The organism is Enterococcus sp. LJL99 (assembly GCF_054871725.1).
In genome coordinates this window covers 294,534-319,637 of record NZ_JBTXLT010000002.1, presented here as the reverse complement: position 1 = coordinate 319,637, position 25,104 = coordinate 294,534, and the positions used below count along the sequence as shown (strand labels likewise).

Genomic DNA, 25,104 nt, shown 5'->3' with positions numbered 1-25,104 from the left:
AATCGGCGCCATTTTTGCGCCAAACTATATAGTTAAATCTAATTCATGTGCTATTTCTTCAAAGAATTCCGTACGCAATCTTTGTGCATTTCTTTTGCTACAAAAAATCTTTCCGCTTTGGATTAACCCTTCTAGAGTGTATGTTGGTCTTTTTAACATATACAATTCATGGATAATAGTTCTTGTATCTTTATTAGCATTGTCTAACACATCAGACACGACTCTCTTATTCCGTTCTAGACTCGCAAGTCTTTTGTCTTGAGCTATCGTAATCATTATATTGTCTTGATTATCATAACTTCCTCTGGTCCCTTTAATATCAGCATTTAAATCTGACTCTCGATGAGGTATGCGAAGTTCTTCTTCTCGCTTCTTGATATAATCATCTATTTTGTAGTAATCCGCTAGGATATCTTTGATGTAATTGAATGTTGATGTTTTCAAACTTTATCCTCCTATTTTATTTAAATAATTTCCATAATGATTTATGATTTATCTTTTTTATAACAAATAATCTATTTTTATCATATAATTTTTGTTATAATATAATCCTAATATAATAAAAAGGTGGTTATTATTTTGAAGAAAAAGAAAATTGTTAGTCTTATTGTTGTTTTGAGTACTTTGGTTGTTTTACTTGCTGGTACAACGGTTGCATTTGCGACTGGAGCTTTAGATTTTAATGATTTTTTCTACGTTAAAAATGAGGATAAAGCTACTCTAGAGGTCGCTTCAAGAAGCCAACTTCGTAGAAGAGTATACAATCCATGGACACTTATAACTAAGGTCACTGATGCGGATGGGAATTCAGTTGATCCAACTAATGTAGAAATTGTCGCTGTTGAGGGTTTTTATTGTGATTATGATAATAATACATATTGGGTAGAATTACCGATAAACGACGTAATCTCTCCTGATGACAACACTGTAAATTTTAATGAACAAGTAAACGGCGAATATTATAATATACGTAGATATACTTTTAGATATACCTACGAAACAGATGATTATTATTCCGACGGAAAAATCAAGAATTCTATTGAGAAAACTGTGACCGTAACTCCACCGGGATACTAACTCCCAGAGCCTTTAACTAGGCTCTTTTTTTATTTCCCTCCTCTAGCTTTCTGCCATACTCACGCATAAACAATCCCCCTCTCACAACAAACTCATTTGTCCGTTCGGCTCGTAGTTGAGCCATAGTACTTCTGTGCGTTTAGCTCCTGACTCAGCTGTAGCGTCAAAATTTATTTTATGCCAACCAGACAGAATTGTATCGTATAAATCAGATTGATACCCACTAAGAATCACGTTCCCTTTAAATTCTGATAGTTGGTTCAACAGTTTTTCGTGATCTTGTAATGTGTATTCATGTTTGTACAATCTTTTTGATCTTGTTTCTAACAAGTACGGCGGATCTACATAAGTTAATACATTTTTACGATTATACCTTTCAAGCAATTTCGAAGCGTCTTGGTGTTCTATTTGCACGCCTTTGAGTCGGTATGCAACTTCTTCAATTCTCTCCCATACTGATGCCCATTCACCGCTAGTATCAGGTCCGTTATAATTTATAATCGATCGCCAACCAGTCTTATCACTCGTCTTGGCTCCAATCGCTTGCCAACATCTGACCATCAAACGTCTCGCATCTTCAACAGGTTCATCAGAAATTTCATAGCTCTTGTAATACTCTTCACGGCTATGAGGTGTCATTATTATTTTATTTACCAGCTGTTCCGGATTATCTCGGCAAACCTCAAAAAAATTAACAATGCGACTGTCCATATCATTTATAGTTTCAACTTTGCATTTATCCTTGTTGAAAAACACTGCTCCGGACCCAAAGAAATGTTCGACGTATGTTTCATGTTCTGGCATTTGATTTATAATTGTTTGGGCCATTGTCCATTTGCTACCTGGGTAGTTTAATATTCGTTTCATGGCGCTACCTCGCAAATATCAACGATATGTTCGCAAAGTTGTTTTGGTATCCTCGATCGCTCAATGCTGCCTTTTAATCCTTGAGTCCCTGTTTTGCTACCTCTTGGCGCTGCAACGTGACAAGGCGCCCCGTTTTTACACATCGGTTTAAATCTCGGATTAGGATGGTTGGTCCATATGTCTGTTGGTTTCATGCGACTGTCTCCGTATTGACAATATGTGACCGTATATCTTGGTATACCTTGCATAAATCGCATTTTGCGCATCCCACCACGAGGATTTTCGATAAAGTAATATCTAGGATTTAGCTCTCTAATTAATTTTAATACGTGTTGATTTACTACATCACAAAATTTTGCATAATCTGATTTTGGCGCAAGATTACCGTCACCCTCTTTTGTCCGATGATGCGATATAGCTGCTATGCTATACGACGTACAGTCAGGACTTGCCCAAATTACATCAGGTTGACCAAATTTATCAAGTATGTCCTGAGCAGTAATTTTGCTGATATCTGCGTACCAATCTATATCTTTATGCATTTTGTCCCACTCTACGCTAAATACTTGATGCCCTCTTGACTCAAAAGCCTTACCGATGGATCGAGTACCTGCAAATAATTCTAGTATTTTCATTTTTATCATAAAGGAGTAAGATATCTTTGGTAGGCGCCTAACCTCCGTCTCCTTTCGTTAAAATATTGTTCAATTCTTTCACTCCTAGTGATATAATCAAAAAAAGGAGTGATTTAAAATGATAAATTGGATTGGTATATTTTTTTCTATTCTTTTCCTTGCATATCCGCTATGCAGCTTGCCTTCAATTGTAAAATCTAAACAAGAAAAAGGAGTATTCTTTTCTGATCCAAGATTTTTTATATCGAAAGCTGAAGGTAACGGTATGGGAATTAACACCAAAAATCGATTTGGCTTCTTCGTGCTTTTACTAATAGGTTTAATAATTTTGTTTTTCAGTTTTGTTTATCCGTCTTGACACGCTCCATCCCTACTCATCCCCTTCTCGGCATATAACCTGGTGGTGCTGCCACTTGAATTCTTTGTTCTTTTTTTTGATGACAGTTCAAACAATTCATCAAATTTCTTAATTTCATCGTCAATATTGACAAACTTTGAACCTGATTCTTTCAGACTGTATAAATAGCTGCCGTGTTTGTATATTTCATGTTTCAATGTTTTATCGCTCATTGTCAGTCCTCCCATTCTAAAACAATGTCGTTTTTTTGCTCATAAGTATCCAACCAAGCTTGATCCCCGTCACTCATGATGCAGAGTCTTAGAGGATATCCCATCTCATCAAATTGGATGACGTTAGATCGTTTAACAATGTACCGTGACGCTTTTGTTGGAGCAAAAAGCCTTTGCATCATTAGCCTAATCATTCCGCTTCCTCCTCTACAGGTACAGCCAAATCCTTAATCTCAGGAAAATACTCTTTTATTTGATCCTTATTAAATTTATAAGCATTACCCTGTCTAAAACTAATCTCACCGTCATCTTTTAAGCAATAGTGTAGTGTACCGTTGTGAGTACATGGTACTGGCATAATATACAACGGCTCTTTAGTCACTGTGTAGCCATCTAAAACAGCTTTGACAAACAGCTCAACGTTGTCACTACCTTGCATCCAATTATAAAATTCTCCACCTGTCCAAAATTTTGTCCCCCTAGAAATACGACCACTACTGTGCAAATCTCTAAAAACATTTTTAAGTAATAATCCATCTGATTGCATACATGATCCCACCATATAGCGTTGATGATTAATTTCATCTGCCACAAACTCTGGCACCTCTACAGGCTCATGATTAACGCCTGCTTGCGCCATCTCCAACGTTGATACAATCTGGTCAGTAGTCATCGGGAAACGCTCTGCTAGTTTGTTTAGTGCTTGTTGCTCGGTGATATCTGTATTATTTAAACCGAGTATTGCAATATGCTGTAGCGCTTCTTGGACGCCTTTATTGCATATACTTTTAAACTTTTGATCCAATCGATCATATTCATTCGCTTTAGTAATGATTAAATCCAAGTCTTTTTTCAATTTCTCAATCTCGTTCATTTTATGCCTCCTTAATAAATCTCGTTCTTAACAGATTTCAAAATGGTCACAGCATTCTCAATCATTTCATAAATTTCGGAACGCTCCTTGTCGTCGTCAATAGCTTCTAAATTATCAATTACATTGTCCAATCTTCCGTATAATTCCATTGCGTTTTCGTCAGTTGTTTCTAGTTGCTCTTGTAGTTTTTCTATATCTTTTCTAATTGACATATCTACTCCACCTCTCCAAACATTTCCGGATTAATCTTTTTCATAAACGCTATATAAGATTCACATTCTTTTTCCATATGTTCGTCTAATTCTTCTTGGGACCAAGTTCTATCACATTGATCACAATAATCATCCCAATCTAACTCTTCTCCGCATTCTGGACATTCTGGAAAATCGTCATCACCCATCATCTACTCCACCTCTTCCGCACTAATCACTTCACTAACAAATGGCCATTCATGGGCTACTTCAATCGCATTTTCCTTGCTAACGGCAAACAATTCTCGTGAGTCGACTTTGTCTTCAAAATTTAGATAAGTCACTAAATGTTTTTTCTCTTCTAAATATTCTCCATCGTATAAAATATTAGAAACCCAACTCTTATCATCTGGATCAAAATTTCCTAAAAATCCATCTTCGTAATCTCCTGGAACATAAGCACAAAACTTAACTGGAATTATTTCAATACATTTTTCGTGATAAATTTTACCGTTTACTTCCACTACATCTTGAAACGACGTGAATACTTTTTCGCATATAGGACAAGTTTTCATCTACTCCACCTCTTTCAGCAGTTCAGGGTTCTGGTAAATGTTACCTTGAATTTCATATTCGTAATCTTCTAGCCAGTCCTTAAAAGGTCTATAAAATCCTTGTTTACGATGCAACCCAAACGCAGCAACTTTAAACTCCACGTATCCTACTTCATAAAGATACTCAACAAAATTACCGCCAACGTACTGCTTACACTGTATATAATCTCCCTCAAATATCTCCACACCATTCTTATCTTTCAGCCCTGTGGATTGCATGAGGATTACTTCATCCAGTTGTTTGGTCACTTGGTGCCACGTATGCATTGATCCGTCTCTAAATTTGCTTTCAGGAACTGAACACATATAAACTTCTTTATCAATTTCGTTCCATCCGAAAACTTCATACATTTCTTTTTTCTCTGAATCCCACGCCCTATATTTGTTCATTCGGTTTCACCTTCTCATATAAATTTCCCTTATAATCTCGGGACCCTTTTTTAAGATTAGAAAATACAGTTGACTGAGATACTTTCGCAAACTCAACAGCTTCTTTTATGGAGCCAACTATAAATTCTTGATCGTATTTATTTGTTATTTTAATTGGTATCTTTCTGTTATTGTTCTTGTTATTTTTTTCTTTCCTAAACAGCTCTTTATGCAATGCTTTTTTCGCTTCTTCGTCTCCAAGTTCAGCATCCCAAATTAGTTTGCGTATTACTCTCTTTTCGATTCTTCGTTTTTCATCCATTTTCATCACCTCAGAACGGCAGCCCATCTGATTGATCACTCTGATACCCACTACCACCAAACGGGTCACTATCTCGCTTAAACCCTGACATGTCATTTTGACCGCCTGACGTTCGATTTGAGCCGTTTTGATTGCCGTATGAAGAATTATCCTCGAAATTGTTTTGACCGCCTGTATTTCGATTATGTGAGCTTTGAGAGCTATTCAGACTATTGTTCCCTCCTGGGAAACTAAATGATTGGCAAACAATCTCCGTGATGTATTTTCTTTCCCCTTGTTGGTTCTCGTAATTTCTAGATTGTATCGACCCTGTTACAAGAATCTCATTGCCTTTCATAAAATGATTTGCTACTGTTTCAGCTTGTTTCCCCCAAAAAACAATATTGATCCAATCAACTCCGTAATTCCCTTGACTATCTGCAAAGTTCTTTTTCACTGCGATACTTGTAGTCGCTACTGCTTTACCTGACTGCGTATATTTCAGATCAAAGTCTTGACCTAATTTTCCTTGCAGTACAACATTGTTTATCATTTCGATCCCTCCGTAATTTCGTCTAAAATTGTTCTCTCGCCTTGTATAATTTGTATTGCTTCCGCTACATTCCTTGCTACACCGTTTAAAATTCCGTTTTGCTGAGCGGTTAGCAAAAAGTTCTTTTGATCATCGCTAAGGACTCCATCAGGTTTCTTGACCTCGATAAAAAATAGTTTGTTATCGCCTTGCCTAGCACCAAATAGGTCAGGGAATCCCTTTTCAAGTCCGAATCCTCTTGTCTTGTAAGTTACTTTTTTACCGCTATCCACTTGCCAACAACGATGGCCGATGACAAGTAGCGAATTTCTAATTGATTTCTGTATGTCTAGCTCTTTCATCCGCTACCTCCGCTTAACAGTTCTTCCATTTCTCGTTTAAGCTCTGCTTGCCTTTCTGCAGAGAGTTTCTTTTCCTCAACTGGGTTATCTACCCAATCAGGCAACGCCTCTTGCCTTACTGGTTGACGTTGATAGCTTGTTTGTTTGTATTGACTATTAGCTTGTTTGGCCATCGTGTCGTATTTTTCACGGAGTTTCTTAGCCGACAAGATGTTACCGCTCCAGAAGCCATCAGCTTGGCACCACTCGATCATTTTCTCTACTTGGTCTTTGGTTCGTTTATCAATCTCAATCATTTTGCGTATATCGTCAGCCCAGGAATCAAAGTTGGGTTTCTTGGTCATTTCAGACTCGTTGGTTGCATCACTATTGATTTTCTCGTAAAGTAAATTTGCTAAAATTTTATAAACTGAGGTATCCTCGTAAACTCGCTTGCGAGGTTTGCGATTATCTTTATTATCTTTTTCTTTATCTAGTTCTAGTTCTTTATCTAGTTCTAGTTCTGTTCCGTTACTCGGCGTTATTTCAGCGTTATCCATAACGTTACTTAACGTTAGTTGCTTCTGTTTATCCCTATATTTAGCCTGTCTAAGCCTGTTTTGTTCCCTTACTTTTTCAAGTCCTTCTACCGCTTGATACTCTTCCCAGTTCTTAATAAAGATGATTTCATCGTACCTAGTGATCATTCCGTATTTTTCAAGGGTTATTAATGCAAACTCGACAAATTCTGTTGTAAAGTCAAAGTCTGCCGATAAGTCCTCAACGCTGTACGGTAATGTGTCAGTCATGTACAAACCGCCAGAGTGATTACTCTCGCCAGCTCTTGCCAACAAGAAAACCCAAAATAAGATAATGTTGTTACCGTCTGGCATTTTACGGATTCTCTTTATTTTTCTGTGGTCAGGAATATCCGTGGCGAGCTTCACCCACTTTATATCAGCCACTTGTCAACCTCCTAACTAATCCTCATTCACTGTCATTTTATAAATAATGCTTGTATTTAGTTCATTTCCTAAAGTTATGTTTTTCGTTATTTTTTCTACTTCTATTCCACTTTTTGAAGAATGAGCAGCTATAAAAGCAAATGTCAGTATTTCAAGTATTATTTTGTTTTTGCTAGATAATGTTTTTCTAACTTGCAACCATTTCTGTTCGATTTTTAAAGCTTTGTTGCTGATCATAGTCACCCTCCTATTCGTAGTTTTTTTCTATCTATATCATTCAGTTTGATTGGTGTTATTTTATATTTATTTAAAAAGTTATTTATTCCCAAATTATGTTCTTCTTGATGGTGAGATCTGCATCCTGCATAAAACCTCAATTCACTGTGATCGATCGCTTTCCTGTTTCTTCCGCTACCGACTACATCAACGTGACATACCTCCGCATGCTTACCGCATATACAACACTTACGATGCTTAAGGCATAGATAGTAAAAGTAACTTTCATCACGAGGTAACAGCTCATAACCTTTTTTAAACGGAACACCCCATTCAAGCATAAAATCAATGACTAGTTCTATTAAGTTATTCATTTCTTCAACGCTTGTGTCTGCACTATTTTTAGTACTAATTAATTTACCGAATTCACTTAAATATTTTTCTTTGAACCATTCATGCGTGCTATTACTCTCGTTGCCGTATTTATCGTAAATATCATTCAGTAAAGCTCGATATAACGCTCTCTGCTTGTGAGAAAAGGCTCGTGGGTCTGATAGATTCAAATTGCCTACTACATTGCTCAAATCGTTGTTGTAGTATGTGTTAAGACGCTCTAAATTTAAAGTTTCATCTAGTTTTACCTTGACGATATTCGACTCTGAATCATACCCCACGACCTTTAGTGAGTAGTCCATTTAGATCACTTCTCTTTAGCTTCTTTTGTCTGAGCTTTTTTCTCAACTTCTTTTACTTTTTCGTAATGATTTTTTAATTCATTTGAGTATCTCAATAAAGTTTGGTACTGCTCTTCAGTAACATCATCAACAAACGTTTCAATTCCCTTTTTATATAGAATATTCGCCGTTTCTTCTTCTTCTGTGTGACCTCTCAATTTAGCAACTACACCGATTAATACTTTTAGAGTTTTTATTTGATCTTCAGTTGCTTTTTTTGGTGGTTGTAAATGAACTCCTTCGGTTTCTGGATCTGCGCCAGTAGGGACTTGGAATAAATTAGTAAGGGCATATTTCAAGGCGCCAGTTTGAGCTTTATAAACTCCTTTGTCTCCAGCATCTTGTCCAGTACCGACTCCTTTAAACATCCTTGTTTCGCTTGTTTCGGCATCTTCTAGCGTATAGATAACTTCTATAGTTGTTCTGTATTCCGTTTTCCCTTTTGCAGTTAACACTTCATCCACTTTATGTGAAACGATATCTGAAAATAGCACTAAATCTCTTTTTGCTAGTTCTTCCCTTATTACTTGTTTTATATCACTCTCAGTTGCATAGGCATACTTATGAAAATCGTTCCATCCTGTTTTTGGAATTCGTTTTACTTCTTGAGTAATTTCAGCAATTTTATGAATTAATTTTTTCCCATCAGACATTAGCTAACCAATCCTTCCCGCTAATAATTTCTAGTTTGCTTGTATCGAGCTTTGCGATTCCTTTACGTTCTAACAAATCTAAAAAGTTATCCTGGACCAATACATATCTCCGATATGACTCAGAATAAGAATGATCAGCAATAAATTTGCTTTCTAGGTAGTAAGCGATAAACACAAAGTCTTTCTTATCTATTTCGGTCCCTTCGTCATCGGTAGTTGATGGTTCATCGTCAGCGTATTCTTTGTAAAATTCTTCTGGAGGAGTGGTTAAATAGTTATCAATTGCTTTCTGTTCTCTTTCGTTCATTGCCAAATCCTCACTTTCTTGGTATACTTATCTAAATTATTTTGTGTAACTGACTAACTAGGACGGCCATCCTTGTTGGTCTTTTTTTGTTCAACTAATTCATTGACATTGGAAAATTTTAAAGCTAAATACTGGTGATTCCAACCGCAATCTACACGATCAATTTTTACGTTAAACCCATTCTTTGTGTATTTATCTAAAATTTTGTTATGCACGATTGATTGGTTATTCTTGCTCAATGTCTCGTCGTACCACAAATCATAAAACTCTGTTTTTTCACTGCTTCGTTCTCCCCAAGTTCCAGTCGTAACAAAAAATGTGTATTTTCCTTCTAATACGTTTGCTTTTATAACTTTATCGATATACTTTTCTAATTTCTCAATACTTTTTTGACGTTCCGATTCTTTCATCCAGTCTTTTAAATCTTCTCTATCAATCATTTTTTCTCCTCCTAATTTACATTCTTACGCTTACGACCATTTATCCAGGTAACTGTCGGGCAATTTAGCGCCTTATTTACTACATACACAGCGATTATTAACAGCCCAGCCCAAATTGACATTGCTGACACAACGGCTAGTAGTATTGCGAATGGTGTGTCTTTTAGTGCGTCGATTAATTTGTTTTTCAATTTTATTCACCTTCCCTTCCTGTCCATTTGGAATTCTTCAATGGTCCAATTTGATATTTTTTCGTTAACGCTTATTTTGAAAGCTATTCTGTACAGGAGAGTATCGCCTATACCTAGAGAGTGTAAGATGTTCAAAAATTTTTCTTGCTCTAGTAGTTCTTCGTAACGTTCCTTATCAATATTCATTCTATTCCTCCTCCAATATTCGCCACACAACGCTTATCACTTGCAGTATCACCGCAAACGCTACAGCCATTACATATTCGCCAACCTTGATACACGTTACTGCAGTTACTACTAGGATGACTAGTGCTAGTGTGGGTAGTAGTTTATGCTTTATTCTGTGCATTTTATCTCCTTTAATTTGGTATAATATTTCTATCAGTAAGTGGTCTGCTGAAATTTACTAATAAGGTGGTGAAAACTATTAAACTAGATTCTACTTTGAGTTTAACGGTCGTGCTTGCTATCATTGCTTTAATTGCCCCAATCATTACTACAGTTATAAACAACAAACACACTTACAAAATGGAGAAATTACAAATTAAGCAAAACAGTCTAGATTTTAGTAATAAGCATATTCGTCAGTGTTTTGAAGAATTTTTATCTGCATACGGTTCATTTATTGGTAAAACCACTTATGAGAACGAAGCGATTTTAAAAAGTTCTTTTTATAAATGTCTTCCATACGTACCGCCTAAAAAAATGGATGCCTTTTTTGAATTTTATGAAAATTTGGCAAATGATGATTTGAAAAGTTGCAAACAAAATATGCAAACGAAACTTATCTATTCAATTCGCGATATATTAGAAAAACTGTAGTAATTAAGCAAATTAAGGTAGCATAGATATAGTACGCTTTTGGTGAGTGGTAATATTTTTTCATTAATCTACAACAAATTATTGCCACTAACCAAATAATCGTTATTCCCAAAAACACCATTCCTATATTCCTCCTATGCTATGTCGTCTAGATTTAATGACATTTGACGGACAATTGTTTTAGTTGCTGTTGATGGTTCCCAATCTAAGATGAACTTGACTACAGCATCATAATGTTTTTGTCTCAACTGAGTTCTAGCATTTACTCCAGTAATTTTCTTAATACCGCCGTTGATATCCCTGTATAGCTCGCCACGTTGTTTATTTGTGATTTTCCCGAAACTTTTGGCTACTTCGCTAACTCGTTTATTTACTCGACTGCCAATGTAGTTGTAATCACCTGTGCAGATAACTGTATTCTCTTTTAGATCAGTGATATCTTTTTCGATTTGGTCTACACGTTGGTTTGTTTCTTCTGTAACTGCTAATGCTAGTTGTGCTAGTTCTCTGTGAGTGGTTGGGATTAGTGGAATAGGATTAAAGTAGTTCTCTTCTAATTCGTCAAACATATCCCAAGCCTTATCGGTCCCCAACATTTTCGAATGACGGCTTGCTCCTTGTTTTGTGTATAGAATTAAAGCTCTTGCATTTTTCCCTACAGACTCGAAATTTTCTAGTCTGTTCTTAAACTCTCTAAGCTCTTTCCCTTCCAACAAATAAAAGTGTTTTCCTTCAACGAATTTTTCACGATTATTTCTAATGTTTTGCTGAATTTGAATAGTTGTAGCTCCGTAAAACTCAGCTAACTGTTCTGTTGTTAATAAACGTTGATTGTTAAACTCAATAATTTCTGGTGTATTCATCTTTATCCTCCTTAATCAATCGCATGTTTGTTATCCGACATCCAAATTAAAAATTGTTTATAGATTTCTTCTACAATCCAAATCTCACCTTCTGTTGGTGATACGTAAGCTTTTCGGAATTCTTCATGAGCTCTAAGCTTTTTCATCCTTCTCCAGTAAGTCGTGTCGGAATAACCGTATCGTTTCATAAACTCTTCTTTCGTTAACCATGTCATATTTGCTAAATCCATAATCACACCTCTTCTTCACTTAATAAATCTTGAATATCAACATCAAAATAACTCGCAACTAAATTAAGTTTTTTTGCACTTGGAACTGATACATTCCATTTTGAAATTGAAGCGCTAGACAACTCGCAATCCCGCTCTACTTGTGCAATAGACACTCCTTTTTCAATAGCAAGCTTTTTTACTTTTTCGTAGATTTTCAAAATGACACCCCTTTCTATAAGAAAATTAGAGAAACCTATTGACTTATCTCGGAAAATATTCTATATTTATTGCAGAGCAAAAAAAAGATAGTTCTAATAGGTTACGCTAGTATTGTGGAAAACTTACGCCAATAAGTTTTTTCCGTGTTTATTTGTTGATTACGAATATAATATATCACGGAATATTTTCCACGTCAAGTGAAAAACAAAGAAAATTTTCGAAGAGGTGGAATTGTGTCAATATTACAAAGAATCAAGGATTTATCTAACTTAAAACAAGTCAGCCTGGCTGAAGTCGAAAGGAAAGCTGGATTATCTAGTGGATCTATTACTAAGTGGGATAAAAGTTCTCCATCGGTTGATAAATTAGAGTCCGTTGCTAAATATTTTAATGTATCAATTGACTATCTGTTAGGAAATGAAAGTAAAGGCTCACCAAGTGAAGTAGATTTAGCAAAAATGATTGATAATGCCATGAGTTTTGACGGGAAACCTCTATCGGACCATGACAAAGAAATTGCAAAGGCATATTTAGAAGGGAAATTTAGCAAGGACTAAGAATAGTTTTTAAGCTACTCTATAATTTTTAATAGTTGTTTGTAGGTAAAATACTTATTAAAGAGGTAGTCTATTGGAAGAAATAAAGAAATTACTCAGTAAATACAATGTAGATTTGGTTTTTGTTGAGTCGGAATGCGAAGGGTTTGTTCTACCAGATGCCAGAGCAATAATGGTCAATATAAATTTAGACGAAGAAAAAGTGCTTGAATTAGTTTTACATGAATTAAAACATTTGATTAGTCATAAAGAATACGTCGAGCTTTACAAGAGGTCTTCTGTCTATCGTTCTAAGATGGAATTAGAAGCAAATGAATTCGCGATAGATACTATGATTGATATGAACAACGGAGAATATAACTACTCTAGCTTAATCGAAAATTTTAATATAGGGATTGGTTATGAGTATCTGTACAAAAAATCCTTAAATTAAAACATCGCCCTCCCCTACCAAGTTTGAGCGATGTTATGCAAACTCATAAATATTATATCATATTGGGGGATAATTATGAGAAAGAAAGTTTTTCTAGCGTCTTTAATTTTGTGTTTTGTGTTGATTGTTGGAGCGTGTTCTAGTAAAAAAGAAGCTGATTACTCTGTTGTGGAAGCTGAAAAATTACTTAACGAAGGTGAAGACTTAGATGGTAAAACAGTTGAAATAACTGTAGATAAGCTCGCACCAAATAGCGCTTTCGGATATAATATTCAAACTGGTGAACATTTAAATTTTGTTTCAGATGAAAACCCAAATGTAAAAGAATCAGAAATACTTATCGTTAAAATTAAGTCAGTAAAAAGCGTTATGGGATCATTTATAGTTAAGTATGAACTAGTTGATAGATTAGACTCGCCGACGAAAACAAAAAATGAATCAAATAACACGTCAGAAAGCTCTTCTAGTGAATTATCAGAAGAAAATTATTTTAAAAAGTTAATAAAAAATGTGCCTTCAGTTAATAAAGACAATTATAATCAAGATGATTATCAACTTCCGATTTACAAGGACCTATTAAGAAATCCTAATGAGTTCATTGGCTCTAAAATAAATTTAATCAACGCTGAAATTATTCAAGTAACAGAGGAAGGGGATTTTATGCAATACCTTTTGATGCCCCCTACAAATGATATTTATATTGCGATTATAGAAAAGAGTCGTCTTGAAACTAAATTGTTAGAAGATGATACCATTCACTTAAATGGTCAATTTTTAGGCACATACAAATACATTAATAAAGCTAATGATGAAAAAGAAGTTCCTTTGATTTATACAAACGCTTATACTTTGTTAGAATAATAAAAACACGCCCCTCTTACTTGGCGGTAGAAGGCGTGCGCAAAAAAATAACCTAGAATAGGCTTATTTAATTATGTCTATTTTATCACAAATAGGAGGAAATTATCAATGTGGGTTAAGAAAATGGACAAAGGAAAATACAAATACATAGAAAGATACAACGATCCGTATACCGAAAAGGAAAAGCGTGTTTCTGTTACATTATCCAGCAAGTCAATATCTGCCCAAAATGAAGCGAGAGCTATTCTTGAAGATAAAATAAAGAAAGCTGTTAACACTACAACTAATGTAAATACTTCTATAACGTTTGGAGAGGTATTGGATAAATGGTTTGATAGATACAAGCAACAAGTTAAAAATAGCACTTCTTACTCAGCTAACCAATCGCTTACTACCTTCTGCAAATACTTAGACAGAAATATTAAAATTGCTAAAATCGACTATATCTTATTAAACAAAGTTTTTGATAAACTTCTTTATGAAGAAAATTTGTCAAATGATTATGTAAAAATTATGAAGAGTCGTGTTACTCAAATTTTTAAATTTGCTGAAAAAAATGGATATATCCCTTTCTCACCTATGTCTAGAGTAGAAATTTCTTATAGACGCAAAGAGTATGACAATGTAAAAGAAACGTTTTTGGAAGACGATGAGTATAAGGAAGTAATAAAGATAACTAAAGATAAAAACGAAATGTATGCCCTTTTGTTTGAGTGGTTATATTTAAACGGCTTAAGAGCTGGCGAAGCGATTGCGATGCAGAAAACAGATGTATTGATAGATTATGATAAAAAAGTTTTTGTAACTACTGTTGATGGAACTATGGACTATCATGGTAAGAAAATCGAGGATCAAAACAAGTCAAGCAGCACTAAAACAAAAGCTGGAATGCGAAATATTGATTTGTCTCAAAAAGCAGTTAAGGTTTACGAGAGAGCTTGTGAGCTTAGTGAAAATAGCTCCTATGTATTTTGCACCACCAAAGGAACACCTATACAATTAACAGCAATCAATACTTTTTTAAGAGATTATGTTAAGCCTAAGACATCAATAGATAAAAAGTTAAGCAGTCATATTTTTAGGCACACTCACATATCAAAACTTGCAGAATTAAACGTCCCTCTCTATGCGATTCAAGATAGAGTCGGTCACGAGAATAGTCGAATAACAGAAACAATCTACCTACATGTAACCAAGAACGTTCGGGAAAAGCTCAAACAAGAAATTGAACTACTTTAGCATTATTTGAACTTTTGTGCGTACCTGACTAAAAATGAAGACTAGTAATTATTCGGACGAGTTTATAGAATAACACGGCATAAAAAAAGAACCCTTGATATACAAGGATTCTTCACCGTTTATAAAACGAATATTAACGACGGATTTCTTTAATACGAGCTGCTTTACCATGTAATGCACGTAAGTAATAAAGTTTCGCACGGCGAACTTTACCATAACGAACAACTTCGATTTGAGCAACACGTGGTGTGTGTAATGGGAATGTACGTTCCACACCTACACCGTTAGAAATTTTACGTACTGTATAAGTTTCGCTGATACCAGCGCCGCGGCGTCCGATAACAACTCCTTCAAATAACTGGATACGTTCGCGTGTACCTTCAACAACTTTCGCATGAACGCGAACAGTGTCCCCAGGACGAAACGCAGGAATATCCGTACGTAATTGTTCTTGTGTTAATTCTTGAATTAATGGATTCATTCTTTTTTCTCCTCATTCCAAACATTCTTATGGCCCTGCCACAGCGGAATATCGTAATAGTTGAGCGCTTTGCACTCACCAAAATATTTTAACACAGCGATTCATTACTGTAAAGAGATTTTTCTTGATAGCCTTTAGTAACTTGGTTCAATCACTAGCTCGTCTAAGTAGCTTTGTAGCTGATTAATCAATTGTCCAAGGTGATAACCATCTACCAATCGATGATTGACTTGAACAGAATACGGTAACCACAGACGATCATCTTTTTGCTCAAATTTTCCCCATGTAACTTTTGGGATTGAATCATCTCGATCTAAACTCAACTCATTACCGAGATTGGTAAAAGAAAACCAAGGTAAACAAGAAAATTGAATCATCGTATCTTGCGGAAAATTCGTCTTACAAAAATAAACCGTTTGATTCTCGCTAATTTTTTTAGCTTCATCAGAAAATTCTTTCATGCTTCCTTTAAAATCAAACGTAACAATATGAAATAGTTCACTTTGCGCTTTTAAGTCCGTAAAACTTGGTAGTAAATGGTCAAGTATTACCACTTCATTTTCCCGAATCTTATAGCGAAAGTTTTCGATTCGGTTCATGATTTTCGTTGTCGCATAAATCAATCCATAGTAAAAAGAAATATCCATATGTTTTACGTATTGATAAAAATGAGTCACATCTATTTGAGTTGTAATATCGTATAATGGTAACCCAGTACCTTCAGAGAAAAAATCAAAGTGCTCTTTACGATTCCAAGTTTCTTGGTCAATTCTTTTTGCTGGTATAACCACCGATATCCCCCTCTTTTTAGCTGGAAATTTTAATCTTTTCCGTCTTTAATTTCTGCCAACCATTTTGATTGTAGTTCGGTTAGTTCCACTTTTTCTAACATATCTGGTCTTCGTTCCAATGTTCGTCTCAATGATTCTTTTTGCTGCCATTCATCAATTAATTTATGATTCCCATTCGTTAATACCTCAGGAACCTTCATTCCATTAAATTCTGCAGGTCGTGTATATTGTGGATGTTCGAGTAACCCAGTCGAATGTGAATCCGTTTGAGCCGATAAATTGTTTCCTAAAACCTCAGGTAAAAGTCGGACAGTGGCATCAATCATCACCATTGCACCTAACTCGCCACCGGTTAAAACGTAATCACCTAGCGAAACCTCATCAGTCACTAAACTACGAATTCGTTCATCGTATCCTTCATAGTGACCACAAATAAAAACTAAATGCTCTTCTTTTGAAAAATCCTCTGCCATTTTCTGATCAAATTGTTTCCCAGCTGGATCTAATAGAATAATCCTTTGTTTAGTATGAGGATTTTGCTCAGCAATACTTTCAAGATTATCATAGATTGGTTGAACTTTTAGTAACATCCCTGCGCCGCCACCATAAGGATAGTCATCTACCGATTGATGTTTATTTGCAGAATAATCCCGAAAATTAGAGACCTTGATTTCAAGTAACTTTCTTTCAACCGCTTTTCCTATAATTGATTCACCTAATGGACCTGTAAACATTCTTGGAAAAAGAGTCAGAACATCAATTTTCATCGTCAATCAACCCTTCAGGAATTTCAACTTCGATGATACCTTTTTCTTTATCAACTAACTTGACTACAGAATCAATGTAAGGTAGCAAAACATCTTTTTTCTTCACTCGTTGAACAACCCAGACATCGTTTGCTCCTGGTGAAAGAATTTCTTTAATTTTCCCAACTTCCTCTTTAGTTTCTTCATCTATAACTGTTAAACCAATAATTTCATGATAATAAAATTCATCTTGCGGTAATTCAGTTAACGTATCTTTTGCTACTTTTAAAATACCCTCACGATATTTTTCAACATCATTAATATTGGGATGCTCCTCAAAACTAACGATATCAAAATTTTTATGTTTACGATGAGATTTGATTACTAATTCGATGGGTTCTTTTTTATCTTGGAAAAGTGTTAGTGTTGTTCCCTTTTTATAACGTAATTCAGGAAAATCCGTTTGAGAAATCACACGAACTTCACCTTTTAATCCTTGAGTATTGACTATTTTACCTACATTTAAATATTCAGTCACTTTATTAGCCTCATTTCATTTTTAGTCCTTTATATTCTACCATATTACCGAAATAAAAATCGATTCTTATTCCATTTAACTATTCATACCTGTCAATGTTCCATAAATCAAGAATAAATTTAATAAAGTTAAGACAATCGCGATAATCCACGCTAAGTATTTGACCCACTTCGCATTTGCAAAGTTACCCATGATTTTCTTATCACTCGTATAAATGGTTAGTGGGATGATCGAAACTGGTAAGGCAATACTAAGAAATACTTGTGTATACAATAATAAATCTTCGACTGCAGACTCTTGTCCACCATATAAAATCACACAAATAATTACAGGAACAATCGCAATCAATCGAGTCACAACTCGACGCATCCATAATGGCATTTTCAAATGAATAAAGCCTTCCATCACAATTTGGCCTGAAAGAGTTCCCGTAATCGTCGAATTTTGACCTGAAGCTAATAAAGCGACAGCAAACAAAATACTTAAGACTGGACTAGCAATATCACCAACAATATTGGGATTTTTTAAGGCATCATAAAGATCAACAAATTTACCTAAATCACTATTTGTACCATAGAATAACGCACCACCTAAAATCAAAAGTAAACAATTAACAATAAAAGCTACCGTCAATTGAATATTTGAATCCCAAATTGTAAAACGAATCGCTTTCGCTTTTTCAGCATCATCATTACGATCAAATTTTCTCACTTGAGCAATCGAAGAATGCAAATATAAATTATGCGGCATAACTGTTGCTCCAACGATTCCCAAGGCTAAAAACAACATAGACTTATTAGTCGCAATACGAGTATCAGGAATAAAGCCTTTTAAAATCTCACTGATTGCTGGGTCTGCAAGCGCTACTTCATAAGCAAAAACGAAAAAAATTACGGCAATCAAGCAACTTACGATTGCTTCAATTTTTCTAAAACCTAATTTCGTTAACAATAAAAGCAGTAACACATCAAATGTCGTAATTATAACTCCAAGCAATAAAGGAAAACCAAATAGTAGTTGTAACGCAACTGCACCACCGATTACTTCAGCGATATCTGTTGCCATAATCGCTAATTCAGTGATAATCCATAAGAAGAACCCCATTCGCTTGCTCGTGTGCTCTCTTGTTGCCTGCGCTAAATCACGTCCTGTTACAATTCCCAGCTTTGCGGCCATACTTTGCAGCAACATCGCAATTAGACTAGAGAGTAAAATCACACTTAGTAAAGCATATTTAAAATCAGCACCACCTGCAATCGAGGTAATCCAATTTCCGGGATCCATATACCCCACAGCAACTAAAGCCCCTGGCCCACTATACGCTAAAAGGGTTTTGAAAAAAGAAGCATTCTTTGGTACTTCCACTGTATCATTAATTTCTTCTAAACTAGGTCCGTTCGCATAATGCAATAATTTTTCGGTTTCATTTTCGATTTTCTTTTCTTTCATAACAATTCCTCATTCTATACTATCATTTAAAGATAATTTAATTTTTTAGGTGCGCCTTAATATCTACTAATTATTATATTCCTATCATTATAGAAAGTAAACTGATAGCTATCATCCAAAATAAGCTCATAAGTCAGTCCAAAGATGGATGTCAAAAGAAAAAATTTTTTATATACTTTATCTAAACTTACAACTTTGTTAGTGATTTTCTATTCTTAAAAATGGTAAAATAAGATAAGTCAATCAAGCAAAGCCCCTTAGTAAAAGGAGATGAATGGAATGAGTATTGCGCTTTCTAGAAAAATTATTAATATAGTCTCAATTGCCGGAATCATTGCGACAATTATTGCAACAATTTATTTTATGCGTTTGGGCGTTTTTAAAGATATTGATGCCTTGAGAGGTTTAGTTGGAGACTCTGTTGTTTTAGGACCAATCCTTTTTATGCTTCTCCAAATTATTCAAGTCGTCATTCCTATCATTCCTGGCGGGATTAGCTGTGCTGCTGGTGTTTTGATTTTTGGTCCCATGGCTGGCTTTATTTATAATTATGTCGGAATCTGCCTTGGCTCAGTCATTATCTTTTTATTAGGACGTCATTATGGTAAACCGTTTATTTTACGGCTAGTTAGTGACAAAACATATAACAAATATATCGGTTGGCTAGATAACGAAAAACGTTTTGAACGCTTGTTTACATTGGCTATCTTCTTTCCAGTCGCTCCTGATGATGCACTTTGTTTAATGGCAGGTCTAACAAAGATGTCCGTCAAAAAATTTACCTTAATTATCCTTTTAGCTAAACCAGCCTCCATCTTTTTATATAGTTTAGCGTTGATTTATGGGAGTACTTTTTTATCTAATTTATTAGGTTTTTAATTAAATACGTTATATAATAATACAGAAGAAAGCATGAGAACGAAATTGGTTTTTAATTTTGCCTCATGCTTTAGATTTGAAGAAAATATAGATTTTATCGTTTTGGGAGTGGTTGAAGTGAATTTTATAAAAAATAGTTGGAAAAATATGGTGAATTTTTTTAGGGGAACCATTGCTTATTTTCGTGATGTACTTCTGATGCATGGCTTTATGCTGTTTATCTTACTCCCTTTTTTAGCGAGTTGTACTCGTTATATTTTGAAAAGAGGACAAATTGATTATCTTTCTTATGAAACAATCCCAATGATTTTTTCAAAACATCCAGCCATTTTGATTGCCTTAGTTTTAATTATTATTTTGCTTTTAACGGCTGTCTTTTTCGAGTTTACCTTTCTTTTACTAAGTGTTTATTTCATCAAAAAGAAACGTACTATTTCGTTAGCCTTACTGCTGAAAGGAACGTTATTGCAACTTAAGAAAATCCGACTTAGCACGGTACTTTTTTTCTTATTTTATTTTTTCTTAATCTTACCAATTAGTGGTTTAGGATTCAACTCAGATATTTTAGCTAAAATAAAAATCCCGGCTTTTATTATGGACTTTATTTTTGAGAATCGAGTAGCAATTATTGCTTTAGTTGTTGCGCTTTATCTACTCTTCTTCTATTTAGCGATTCGAATGATTTTTGTATTACCTGAAATGATTTTGAAAGATTTTTCATTAAGAGTAGCGGTAAAAAATAGCTGGATCAAAACGAAAAAGATTTTCTTTAAATTTATTGGTCAATTTGCCGTAATCAGCGGTAGCATTCTTTTGTTTTCAGCAGTAGGATTTTCTGTCATCTTCGGTGCGCAATATATCGTTGAGCAACAGCTCCCAGAATATTCTCTAGTTGGTGCAGTTATCTCAATGACTCTGCTTCAATTTACATTGTTATTAAATATTATCTTTTCAACTGTAACTATCTTCTATATTACAATTAATTTTATGGATAGCGAAAACTTACTTCCAAGTGTTCCTAGTTGGTATGAAGAAAAGAAAACTACTTCTAAAAAAGAATGGACTGTGTTTAAAGTTGGCTTGTTTGTTTTTGCTGCTGTTGTGTTTGGAATTGGTGTCGGTGCCTATAATATCAATTATTTAAGTACACCCTCTCTTAGACGTCCTCTAACTATTTCTCATCGCGGAGTGGATAATAGTAATGGCGTTCAAAACACCTTAAATGCCTTAGAAAAAACCAATCAAGAACATCCTAATTATGTTGAGATGGACATTCAAGAGACCAAAGATAAACAATTTGTGGTTATGCATGATTTTAAACTAAAGAAACTAACTGGTACGAAAAAAAGACCCAATGAATTGACTTTAGAAGAATTAAAAGAACTCACTGTTAAGGAAAATGGCAAAGAAGAACCTATCTGCTCTTTTGATGAGTATTTAGCTAAAGCAAAAGAACTGAACCAAAAATTATTAATTGAAATTAAAGCGACGTCAAAAGATAGTCCAGATATGATTGATCGGTTTATTAGCCAATATCGTGATATTATTTTAGAAGAAGGACACATTATCCATACATTGACCTTTGATATTGCACAAGAACTAAAAGAGAAAGAACCTGAATTCTATGTAGGCTATATTTTGCCCTTCAATATTGTAGGAACTCCCATTTCTAAAGTCGACTTTTTCACAATGGAATATAGCACTTTAAATCGAAGCTTTATCAATACGGCTCATGCAGATGGTAAAAAGGTTTATGCTTGGACCGTCAATGATGAAGACGCCATGACACGCATGATGTTTTACGGAGTCGATGGCATCATTACTGACCAGCTAAAATTGTTGAATGAAACAATAACTGAAGACAGCAATGAAATAACATATTCTGATAAGTTGCTTCATTTTGTCATTGGAATCGGCTAATTTTTTGAAATAGTAAAATAACGTATCGAACATTTAGAAAAAGTGTTCAATACGTTATTTTTATTTCATTTTTGGCTCATTCGAGCTTTCCCATCTTGGCACAAATAAAGCAAGGGACAAATATCACATTTAGGATTTCTCGCTAAACAATGATATCGACCAAAGAAAATCATTGTATGATGGGTTTTTACCCATAAATTCTTCGGTATTTTTCGCATTAAAGTTGTCTCAACTTCTGATACATTTGCACTTAGTTTACAAAAGCGTAACCGTTTAGAAACCCGTTCAACATGTGTATCCACAGCTATTGCAGGTTCACCAAAAGCATCTCCCATGACAACATTTGCCGTTTTTCGACCAACACCAGGTAAACTTACCAATTCATCTCTAGTTTTTGGCACCTTGCCATTGAAACGTTCTAATAATTGTTCAGAACAGGCTTTAATATTTTTAGCCTTATTCCTATACAAACCAATTGTTTTAATTTTTGCTATGATAGCTTCAATCGGAGCTTGAGCAAGTGCTTCAGGAGTTGGATACGCAGCAAATAGGGCTGGTGTTGCTTTGTTAACAGAAACATCTGTTGCTTGTGCACTCAGTACCACCGCAATCAACAATTGAAAAGGGTCATCATGATGAAGCTCACATGCCGCATTTGGAAACATTTCATACATAATTTCGATGGCTTCCATCGTTTTCTCTTTCGAAAGCATACCACAACACCTCTATTCGTTGTCTTCAGAATTCAACCAATTATGCAATGTTACTTTTGGTTTGGTTGCTTCATTCTGATAGTTTGTTGTCTCATTTTGAATCAAACTTTGTTTTCTTTTTTGCTGATCTTCGGCCACTTGTTCTTTTGTAGTAATATTTTTTCGTTCCCAGGCTAATAAAATTCGATCAATATATTTTAAGCTATAGGCTTGATTCAAGACTGCTTCTCTTAACGCTAAATAAATCAATTCTGGTGAGTAATGATCTGTTTCTAACCATTGTCCAATCATCTCTAGTTCAATTGGGGATAACGGACGACCGAATTCTTTTTCAAACGATTGATACAAGTGTTTAACCATTTTTTCTTCAGAAATCTCTTGTTGCTTTACTTGTTGTTTGGTTTTTAGTTGCGCAATTTTTTGAAAAATTGGCAGTAAGTTATATGTATCACTCATTTGTCCTTGGTTATTTTGCTTTGTTTCAATTAAAATAAAACCTCGGGAAACTAACTGATTCAGTAGTCGATAAAGCGTGTCTAAAGGTTTTCCCATGGTTAGACTTATAGCAGATAGGTCTGGAAACAAGTCTCCTTTCACTTGGAAACGAAATAGTTGCAACCAAAACAAAAATTCCTCATCATTCAAACCAAGATAATGATAGTTTTCTAAAACTAAATTGGAGACAGTTGTTTCACCAGCCTTTAAATATTCATCAATCGATAGCATAACTGCTCCTTCTTTCTTTTTCAGTGAAAATATTGTGGGTGGGACAAAAGCAACTCTTACGGAAATGAGCTAATGTTGCACAATATCTACTCGGTTACCAAAAATTTGATAAACACCAAGTAGAAATCATTAAACATCGAAAGAAAGACTTTCGTGTTTCTAGTCATTTTCGGAAATTTCTTCTTAATGCGATAAATCACGAAGAACGTAGTGATTCGATGAAGCATCGTACCTACTTGGTTCTCGAAGCTAACTGCTTTTGTCCCAACCTCTAGTTATTCATTGATTTGATAGGCATCAAAATAAATTTTTCTCATATAATCAATCAAATACTTAGGATTTAACGGTTCGCCTGTTGCATCCATTATCAATTGATTTGGCTTTCTAGAAGCACCGTACTGGTGGATATTCTCAGTTAGCCATTCTCTAATCGGTGAATAATCATCTGTCGCTAAGATTGCATCAAAATCTAACTCTTTTTTCATTGCATGATGTAACTGTGCCGCATACATATAGCCTAAAGCGTAAGAAGGAAAATAACCGAAACTGCCAGCTGACCAATGAACATCCTGTAAAATACCCTCTAGATCATTTTCTGGTCGAATCCCTAAGTATTCTTCATATTTATCATTCCAAATTTGCGGTAAATCTTCAATAGACACTTCATCATTGAAAATCATTTTCTCAATCTCATAACGAATAATAATATGCAATGGATAGGTCAAACTATCTGATTCAATACGGATAAAACTAGCTTTCGTTTCTTTCAACGCTTTATAGAACGTCTCAAAATCAATATCGTCAAATGTTCCTTCAGTACATTCTTGAAAAAAAGGATATTGCTTTTGCCAAAATTGCTTATTGCTCCCGATGATTATTTCGTTAAATAGTGACTGAGATTCATGAATGCCCATTGATGCGCCTGTAGAAAGTGGCGTGTAGTCATATTTAGAATCAATGTTTTGTTCATAAATGCCATGTCCTGCTTCATGAATACCTCCAAAAACAGCCATTGAAAAATCTTGTTCATTCCAACGAACAGTAATTCTCGCATCGTTGCGATTCAAATCCAGCATGAAAGGATGGATGGTCTCATCCAATCGACCTTTAGCAAAATCATAACCTATTTGCTCAGTTACCCCTACAACAAATCGATGTTGTTGTTCTTTAGTAACCGTTCGATGGAGAAAATCTGTTTTAGGTGCCGTTCCTTTTTCGTCAATCGTAGCTCGAATCGCCATAATCCCTGATTTTAATTCATCGAAAATAGCATCAAGTTTTTCAACCGTTAATCCTGGTTCATATTGATCCAATAAAACATCATAAGGTGTTTTTTCATCTTTTTGCCAATACTCGATAAACTCTTTTAAAAAACCAATGATTTCTGCAGTTGACTCTTGCATATCAGCAAATGATTTTGTTTGACGTGCATTCGCCCAAGAAGTATGAGCATTTGCTAATAGGGTCATATAAGCCTGCATTCTTTCAGGTGGAATACTATGATTCAACTCATAATTTTCTTTGATATTAGCTAAAACTTGTTCACCTACTTCAGATAATTCTTCTGGATGATTTTCAAAATAAGCTAAGGCTTCTTGAATTTTGAGACCTACACTACGTTCAAAATGCATAGCAGATAAATATCCTGTAACATCTCCACGAAAAGAAGTACTTGATTCAGGCATACCTGTTTTTGAATCCCAATCTAGTAAACCAATTGCTTGATTCAATAAATCAATTTCTTTCACTTCATTTAAGAATTCTTGCTCCTTCACAAA

Annotated in this window: 40 protein-coding genes; 9 read left to right on the top strand and 31 right to left on the bottom strand. The window is 34.8% G+C overall.

All coding sequences use genetic code 11. From position 1 onward, the window contains the following. Positions 1 to 24: 24 nt before the first annotated feature. Positions 25 to 444: a transcriptional regulator gene (locus ACYSNW_RS04710; protein ID WP_461743305.1), complete on the bottom strand. Its 420-nt coding sequence runs from the start codon at positions 442 to 444 to the stop codon at positions 25 to 27. A 135-nt stretch (positions 445 to 579) separates the two neighbouring features. Here ACYSNW_RS04710 and ACYSNW_RS04705 point away from each other — a divergent pair, with 135 nt between their 5' ends. Beyond that, positions 580 to 1,077, top strand: a complete 498-nt coding sequence (locus ACYSNW_RS04705) for a hypothetical protein (protein ID WP_461743303.1) — start codon at positions 580 to 582, stop codon at positions 1,075 to 1,077. Between the two features lie 81 nt (positions 1,078 to 1,158). Here ACYSNW_RS04705 and ACYSNW_RS04700 read toward each other — a convergent pair whose 3' ends face one another. After that, positions 1,159 to 1,944: a DNA adenine methylase gene (locus ACYSNW_RS04700; protein WP_461743302.1), complete on the bottom strand. Its 786-nt coding sequence runs from the start codon at positions 1,942 to 1,944 to the stop codon at positions 1,159 to 1,161. Then, complete coding sequence (locus ACYSNW_RS04695; RefSeq protein WP_461743301.1) at positions 1,941 to 2,588, bottom strand: DNA cytosine methyltransferase; 648 nt, start codon at positions 2,586 to 2,588, stop codon at positions 1,941 to 1,943. Before ACYSNW_RS04695 ends, ACYSNW_RS04700 begins: the two co-directional genes overlap by 4 nt. A 109-nt stretch (positions 2,589 to 2,697) precedes the next feature. Here ACYSNW_RS04695 and ACYSNW_RS04690 point away from each other — a divergent pair, with 109 nt between their 5' ends. Continuing rightward, on the top strand, positions 2,698 to 2,937 hold the full coding sequence (locus tag ACYSNW_RS04690) for a hypothetical protein (RefSeq protein WP_461743300.1): 240 nt from the start codon (positions 2,698 to 2,700) through the stop codon (positions 2,935 to 2,937). Here the strand turns inward: ACYSNW_RS04690 and ACYSNW_RS04685 are convergent. The 17 genes from ACYSNW_RS04685 to ACYSNW_RS04605 all read right to left on the bottom strand — a co-directional run bounded on the left by ACYSNW_RS04685 (position 2,925) and on the right by ACYSNW_RS04605 (position 10,226). Continuing rightward, a complete protein-coding gene (locus ACYSNW_RS04685; protein WP_461743299.1) occupies positions 2,925 to 3,149 on the bottom strand; it encodes a hypothetical protein in 225 nt (74 codons plus the stop codon). The two genes, ACYSNW_RS04690 and ACYSNW_RS04685, sit on opposite strands and share 13 nt — an antisense overlap. A 190-nt stretch (positions 3,150 to 3,339) precedes the next feature. Then, positions 3,340 to 4,023 carry a DUF1642 domain-containing protein gene (locus tag ACYSNW_RS04680; protein ID WP_461743298.1) on the bottom strand — a complete coding sequence of 228 codons (684 nt, stop codon included), beginning with the start codon at positions 4,021 to 4,023 and terminating at the stop codon, positions 3,340 to 3,342. A gap of 11 nt (positions 4,024 to 4,034) precedes the next feature. Further along, a complete protein-coding gene (locus tag ACYSNW_RS04675) occupies positions 4,035 to 4,235 on the bottom strand; it encodes a hypothetical protein (protein WP_461743297.1) in 201 nt (66 codons plus the stop codon). A 2-nt stretch (positions 4,236 to 4,237) separates the two neighbouring features. Further along, a complete protein-coding gene (locus tag ACYSNW_RS04670) occupies positions 4,238 to 4,426 on the bottom strand; it encodes an SAM--benzoic acid carboxyl methyltransferase (protein WP_461743296.1) in 189 nt (62 codons plus the stop codon). Further along, complete coding sequence (locus ACYSNW_RS04665) at positions 4,427 to 4,789, bottom strand: hypothetical protein (protein WP_461743295.1); 363 nt, start codon at positions 4,787 to 4,789, stop codon at positions 4,427 to 4,429. After that, positions 4,790 to 5,218 (bottom strand): YopX family protein, encoded by a 429-nt coding sequence (locus ACYSNW_RS04660; protein WP_461743294.1) that lies wholly within the window; start codon positions 5,216 to 5,218, stop codon positions 4,790 to 4,792. It abuts the gene before it with no gap. Beyond that, a complete protein-coding gene (locus tag ACYSNW_RS04655) occupies positions 5,205 to 5,519 on the bottom strand; it encodes a hypothetical protein (protein ID WP_461743293.1) in 315 nt (104 codons plus the stop codon). The genes ACYSNW_RS04660 and ACYSNW_RS04655 overlap by 14 nt, the downstream gene beginning before the upstream one ends. 10 nt (positions 5,520 to 5,529) lie before the next feature. Continuing rightward, on the bottom strand, positions 5,530 to 6,051 hold the full coding sequence (gene ssb / locus ACYSNW_RS04650; RefSeq protein WP_461743292.1) for a single-stranded DNA-binding protein: 522 nt from the start codon (positions 6,049 to 6,051) through the stop codon (positions 5,530 to 5,532). Then, a complete protein-coding gene (locus ACYSNW_RS04645; protein WP_461743291.1) occupies positions 6,048 to 6,392 on the bottom strand; it encodes a VRR-NUC domain-containing protein in 345 nt (114 codons plus the stop codon). Before ACYSNW_RS04645 ends, ssb begins: the two co-directional genes overlap by 4 nt. After that, positions 6,389 to 7,336 (bottom strand): phage replisome organizer N-terminal domain-containing protein, encoded by a 948-nt coding sequence (locus ACYSNW_RS04640; protein WP_461743290.1) that lies wholly within the window; start codon positions 7,334 to 7,336, stop codon positions 6,389 to 6,391. Before ACYSNW_RS04640 ends, ACYSNW_RS04645 begins: the two co-directional genes overlap by 4 nt. Before the next feature lie 15 nt (positions 7,337 to 7,351). After that, positions 7,352 to 7,573, bottom strand: coding sequence for a hypothetical protein (locus ACYSNW_RS04635; RefSeq protein WP_461743289.1), 222 nt, complete (start codon positions 7,571 to 7,573; stop codon positions 7,352 to 7,354). Positions 7,574 to 7,575: 2 nt separating this feature from the next. Beyond that, a complete protein-coding gene (locus ACYSNW_RS04630; RefSeq protein WP_461743288.1) occupies positions 7,576 to 8,247 on the bottom strand; it encodes a putative HNHc nuclease in 672 nt (223 codons plus the stop codon). A 5-nt stretch (positions 8,248 to 8,252) separates the two neighbouring features. Then, positions 8,253 to 8,939, bottom strand: coding sequence for an ERF family protein (locus ACYSNW_RS04625; protein WP_461743287.1), 687 nt, complete (start codon positions 8,937 to 8,939; stop codon positions 8,253 to 8,255). Further along, entirely contained in the window at positions 8,932 to 9,246 is a 315-nt protein-coding gene (locus ACYSNW_RS04620) for a hypothetical protein (protein ID WP_461743286.1), read from the bottom strand. The genes ACYSNW_RS04625 and ACYSNW_RS04620 overlap by 8 nt, the downstream gene beginning before the upstream one ends. A 53-nt stretch (positions 9,247 to 9,299) precedes the next feature. Next, a complete protein-coding gene (locus ACYSNW_RS04615) occupies positions 9,300 to 9,686 on the bottom strand; it encodes a hypothetical protein (protein WP_461743285.1) in 387 nt (128 codons plus the stop codon). A 197-nt stretch (positions 9,687 to 9,883) separates the two neighbouring features. After that, complete coding sequence (locus tag ACYSNW_RS04610) at positions 9,884 to 10,063, bottom strand: hypothetical protein (RefSeq protein WP_461743284.1); 180 nt, start codon at positions 10,061 to 10,063, stop codon at positions 9,884 to 9,886. A gap of 1 nt (position 10,064) precedes the next feature. Further along, the gene (locus ACYSNW_RS04605) at positions 10,065 to 10,226 is read right to left on the bottom strand and encodes a hypothetical protein (protein ID WP_461743283.1); all 162 of its coding nucleotides are present in this window, start codon (positions 10,224 to 10,226) and stop codon (positions 10,065 to 10,067) included. Positions 10,227 to 10,336: 110 nt separating this feature from the next. On the opposite strand from ACYSNW_RS04605, the gene ACYSNW_RS04600 reads away from it, so the two are divergent. Then, a complete protein-coding gene (locus tag ACYSNW_RS04600; protein ID WP_461743282.1) occupies positions 10,337 to 10,699 on the top strand; it encodes a hypothetical protein in 363 nt (120 codons plus the stop codon). 134 nt (positions 10,700 to 10,833) lie between these two features. Here ACYSNW_RS04600 and ACYSNW_RS04595 read toward each other — a convergent pair whose 3' ends face one another. Genes ACYSNW_RS04595 through ACYSNW_RS04585 form a run of 3 tightly spaced genes read right to left on the bottom strand, consistent with a single transcriptional unit; the run spans position 10,834 to position 11,992 of the window. Continuing rightward, a complete protein-coding gene (locus tag ACYSNW_RS04595) occupies positions 10,834 to 11,562 on the bottom strand; it encodes an ORF6N domain-containing protein (RefSeq protein ID WP_461743280.1) in 729 nt (242 codons plus the stop codon). Positions 11,563 to 11,573: 11 nt separating this feature from the next. Further along, positions 11,574 to 11,792 carry a hypothetical protein gene (locus tag ACYSNW_RS04590; protein ID WP_461743279.1) on the bottom strand — a complete coding sequence of 73 codons (219 nt, stop codon included), beginning with the start codon at positions 11,790 to 11,792 and terminating at the stop codon, positions 11,574 to 11,576. A gap of 2 nt (positions 11,793 to 11,794) precedes the next feature. Beyond that, on the bottom strand, positions 11,795 to 11,992 hold the full coding sequence (locus ACYSNW_RS04585) for a helix-turn-helix domain-containing protein (RefSeq protein WP_461743278.1): 198 nt from the start codon (positions 11,990 to 11,992) through the stop codon (positions 11,795 to 11,797). Between the two features lie 234 nt (positions 11,993 to 12,226). On the opposite strand from ACYSNW_RS04585, the gene ACYSNW_RS04580 reads away from it, so the two are divergent. The 4 genes from ACYSNW_RS04580 to ACYSNW_RS04565 all read left to right on the top strand — a co-directional run bounded on the left by ACYSNW_RS04580 (position 12,227) and on the right by ACYSNW_RS04565 (position 15,083). Continuing rightward, positions 12,227 to 12,550 (top strand): helix-turn-helix domain-containing protein, encoded by a 324-nt coding sequence (locus tag ACYSNW_RS04580; RefSeq protein WP_461743277.1) that lies wholly within the window; start codon positions 12,227 to 12,229, stop codon positions 12,548 to 12,550. A gap of 73 nt (positions 12,551 to 12,623) precedes the next feature. Then, entirely contained in the window at positions 12,624 to 12,983 is a 360-nt protein-coding gene (locus ACYSNW_RS04575) for an ImmA/IrrE family metallo-endopeptidase (RefSeq protein WP_461743276.1), read from the top strand. A gap of 75 nt (positions 12,984 to 13,058) precedes the next feature. Beyond that, positions 13,059 to 13,844, top strand: a complete 786-nt coding sequence (locus tag ACYSNW_RS04570) for a hypothetical protein (RefSeq protein WP_461743275.1) — start codon at positions 13,059 to 13,061, stop codon at positions 13,842 to 13,844. 108 nt (positions 13,845 to 13,952) lie between these two features. Next, complete coding sequence (locus ACYSNW_RS04565; RefSeq protein ID WP_461743274.1) at positions 13,953 to 15,083, top strand: tyrosine-type recombinase/integrase; 1,131 nt, start codon at positions 13,953 to 13,955, stop codon at positions 15,081 to 15,083. Positions 15,084 to 15,216: 133 nt separating this feature from the next. Here the strand turns inward: ACYSNW_RS04565 and rplS are convergent, their stop codons facing one another. The 5 genes from rplS to ACYSNW_RS04540 all read right to left on the bottom strand — a co-directional run bounded on the left by rplS (position 15,217) and on the right by ACYSNW_RS04540 (position 19,088). Continuing rightward, positions 15,217 to 15,564 (bottom strand): 50S ribosomal protein L19, encoded by a 348-nt coding sequence (gene rplS / locus ACYSNW_RS04560; protein ID WP_010761540.1) that lies wholly within the window; start codon positions 15,562 to 15,564, stop codon positions 15,217 to 15,219. A gap of 134 nt (positions 15,565 to 15,698) precedes the next feature. Beyond that, positions 15,699 to 16,355 carry a CatA-like O-acetyltransferase gene (locus ACYSNW_RS04555; protein ID WP_461743273.1) on the bottom strand — a complete coding sequence of 219 codons (657 nt, stop codon included), beginning with the start codon at positions 16,353 to 16,355 and terminating at the stop codon, positions 15,699 to 15,701. 29 nt (positions 16,356 to 16,384) lie between these two features. Beyond that, positions 16,385 to 17,122: a tRNA (guanosine(37)-N1)-methyltransferase TrmD gene (trmD, locus tag ACYSNW_RS04550; protein WP_461743272.1), complete on the bottom strand. Its 738-nt coding sequence runs from the start codon at positions 17,120 to 17,122 to the stop codon at positions 16,385 to 16,387. Further along, positions 17,112 to 17,639, bottom strand: coding sequence for a ribosome maturation factor RimM (gene rimM, locus ACYSNW_RS04545; protein WP_461743271.1), 528 nt, complete (start codon positions 17,637 to 17,639; stop codon positions 17,112 to 17,114). The genes trmD and rimM overlap by 11 nt, the downstream gene beginning before the upstream one ends. A 75-nt stretch (positions 17,640 to 17,714) precedes the next feature. Further along, on the bottom strand, positions 17,715 to 19,088 hold the full coding sequence (locus ACYSNW_RS04540; protein WP_461743270.1) for an Nramp family divalent metal transporter: 1,374 nt from the start codon (positions 19,086 to 19,088) through the stop codon (positions 17,715 to 17,717). A gap of 279 nt (positions 19,089 to 19,367) precedes the next feature. On the opposite strand from ACYSNW_RS04540, the gene ACYSNW_RS04535 reads away from it, so the two are divergent. Together ACYSNW_RS04535 and ACYSNW_RS04530 are read left to right on the top strand one after the other, a co-directional pair. Then, the gene (locus ACYSNW_RS04535) at positions 19,368 to 19,967 is read left to right on the top strand and encodes a TVP38/TMEM64 family protein (protein WP_461743268.1); all 600 of its coding nucleotides are present in this window, start codon (positions 19,368 to 19,370) and stop codon (positions 19,965 to 19,967) included. A 117-nt stretch (positions 19,968 to 20,084) separates the two neighbouring features. Next, a complete protein-coding gene (locus ACYSNW_RS04530) occupies positions 20,085 to 21,887 on the top strand; it encodes a glycerophosphoryl diester phosphodiesterase membrane domain-containing protein (protein WP_461743267.1) in 1,803 nt (600 codons plus the stop codon). Positions 21,888 to 21,952: 65 nt separating this feature from the next. Here the strand turns inward: ACYSNW_RS04530 and nth are convergent, their stop codons facing one another. From nth to ACYSNW_RS04515, 3 genes are all read right to left on the bottom strand, one after another. Further along, positions 21,953 to 22,600 carry an endonuclease III gene (gene nth, locus ACYSNW_RS04525; protein ID WP_461743266.1) on the bottom strand — a complete coding sequence of 216 codons (648 nt, stop codon included), beginning with the start codon at positions 22,598 to 22,600 and terminating at the stop codon, positions 21,953 to 21,955. Positions 22,601 to 22,612: 12 nt separating this feature from the next. After that, entirely contained in the window at positions 22,613 to 23,326 is a 714-nt protein-coding gene (locus ACYSNW_RS04520) for a DnaD domain protein (RefSeq protein ID WP_461743265.1), read from the bottom strand. 275 nt (positions 23,327 to 23,601) lie between these two features. Continuing rightward, positions 23,602 to 25,101 (bottom strand): carboxypeptidase M32, encoded by a 1,500-nt coding sequence (locus ACYSNW_RS04515; RefSeq protein ID WP_461743264.1) that lies wholly within the window; start codon positions 25,099 to 25,101, stop codon positions 23,602 to 23,604. Positions 25,102 to 25,104: the final 3 nt, after the last annotated feature.

Coding starts and splice junctions, on each gene's coding strand:
- ACYSNW_RS04695 (WP_461743301.1), bottom strand. CDS start 2,588: ATGATAAAAATGAAAATACTAGAATTATTTGCAGGTACTCGATCCATC.
- ACYSNW_RS04570 (WP_461743275.1), top strand. CDS start 13,059: ATGAGAAAGAAAGTTTTTCTAGCGTCTTTAATTTTGTGTTTTGTGTTG.
- ACYSNW_RS04625 (WP_461743287.1), bottom strand. CDS start 8,939: ATGTCTGATGGGAAAAAATTAATTCATAAAATTGCTGAAATTACTCAA.
- ACYSNW_RS04535 (WP_461743268.1), top strand. CDS start 19,368: ATGAGTATTGCGCTTTCTAGAAAAATTATTAATATAGTCTCAATTGCC.
- ACYSNW_RS04520 (WP_461743265.1), bottom strand. CDS start 23,326: ATGCTATCGATTGATGAATATTTAAAGGCTGGTGAAACAACTGTCTCC.
- ACYSNW_RS04690 (WP_461743300.1), top strand. CDS start 2,698: ATGATAAATTGGATTGGTATATTTTTTTCTATTCTTTTCCTTGCATAT.
- ACYSNW_RS04645 (WP_461743291.1), bottom strand. CDS start 6,392: ATGAAAGAGCTAGACATACAGAAATCAATTAGAAATTCGCTACTTGTC.
- ACYSNW_RS04665 (WP_461743295.1), bottom strand. CDS start 4,789: ATGAAAACTTGTCCTATATGCGAAAAAGTATTCACGTCGTTTCAAGAT.
- ACYSNW_RS04635 (WP_461743289.1), bottom strand. CDS start 7,573: ATGATCAGCAACAAAGCTTTAAAAATCGAACAGAAATGGTTGCAAGTT.
- ACYSNW_RS04595 (WP_461743280.1), bottom strand. CDS start 11,562: ATGAATACACCAGAAATTATTGAGTTTAACAATCAACGTTTATTAACA.
- ACYSNW_RS04680 (WP_461743298.1), bottom strand. CDS start 4,023: ATGAACGAGATTGAGAAATTGAAAAAAGACTTGGATTTAATCATTACT.
- ACYSNW_RS04700 (WP_461743302.1), bottom strand. CDS start 1,944: ATGAAACGAATATTAAACTACCCAGGTAGCAAATGGACAATGGCCCAA.
- ACYSNW_RS04605 (WP_461743283.1), bottom strand. CDS start 10,226: ATGCACAGAATAAAGCATAAACTACTACCCACACTAGCACTAGTCATC.
- ACYSNW_RS04620 (WP_461743286.1), bottom strand. CDS start 9,246: ATGAACGAAAGAGAACAGAAAGCAATTGATAACTATTTAACCACTCCT.
- ACYSNW_RS04615 (WP_461743285.1), bottom strand. CDS start 9,686: ATGATTGATAGAGAAGATTTAAAAGACTGGATGAAAGAATCGGAACGT.
- trmD (WP_461743272.1), bottom strand. CDS start 17,122: ATGAAAATTGATGTTCTGACTCTTTTTCCAAGAATGTTTACAGGTCCA.
- ACYSNW_RS04660 (WP_461743294.1), bottom strand. CDS start 5,218: ATGAACAAATATAGGGCGTGGGATTCAGAGAAAAAAGAAATGTATGAA.
- ACYSNW_RS04670 (WP_461743296.1), bottom strand. CDS start 4,426: ATGATGGGTGATGACGATTTTCCAGAATGTCCAGAATGCGGAGAAGAG.
- ACYSNW_RS04675 (WP_461743297.1), bottom strand. CDS start 4,235: ATGTCAATTAGAAAAGATATAGAAAAACTACAAGAGCAACTAGAAACA.
- ACYSNW_RS04610 (WP_461743284.1), bottom strand. CDS start 10,063: ATGAATATTGATAAGGAACGTTACGAAGAACTACTAGAGCAAGAAAAA.
- ssb (WP_461743292.1), bottom strand. CDS start 6,051: ATGATAAACAATGTTGTACTGCAAGGAAAATTAGGTCAAGACTTTGAT.
- ACYSNW_RS04655 (WP_461743293.1), bottom strand. CDS start 5,519: ATGGATGAAAAACGAAGAATCGAAAAGAGAGTAATACGCAAACTAATT.
- ACYSNW_RS04540 (WP_461743270.1), bottom strand. CDS start 19,088: ATGAAAGAAAAGAAAATCGAAAATGAAACCGAAAAATTATTGCATTAT.
- ACYSNW_RS04590 (WP_461743279.1), bottom strand. CDS start 11,792: ATGGATTTAGCAAATATGACATGGTTAACGAAAGAAGAGTTTATGAAA.
- rplS (WP_010761540.1), bottom strand. CDS start 15,564: ATGAATCCATTAATTCAAGAATTAACACAAGAACAATTACGTACGGAT.
- nth (WP_461743266.1), bottom strand. CDS start 22,600: ATGCTTTCGAAAGAGAAAACGATGGAAGCCATCGAAATTATGTATGAA.
- ACYSNW_RS04565 (WP_461743274.1), top strand. CDS start 13,953: ATGTGGGTTAAGAAAATGGACAAAGGAAAATACAAATACATAGAAAGA.
- ACYSNW_RS04685 (WP_461743299.1), bottom strand. CDS start 3,149: ATGAGCGATAAAACATTGAAACATGAAATATACAAACACGGCAGCTAT.
- ACYSNW_RS04630 (WP_461743288.1), bottom strand. CDS start 8,247: ATGGACTACTCACTAAAGGTCGTGGGGTATGATTCAGAGTCGAATATC.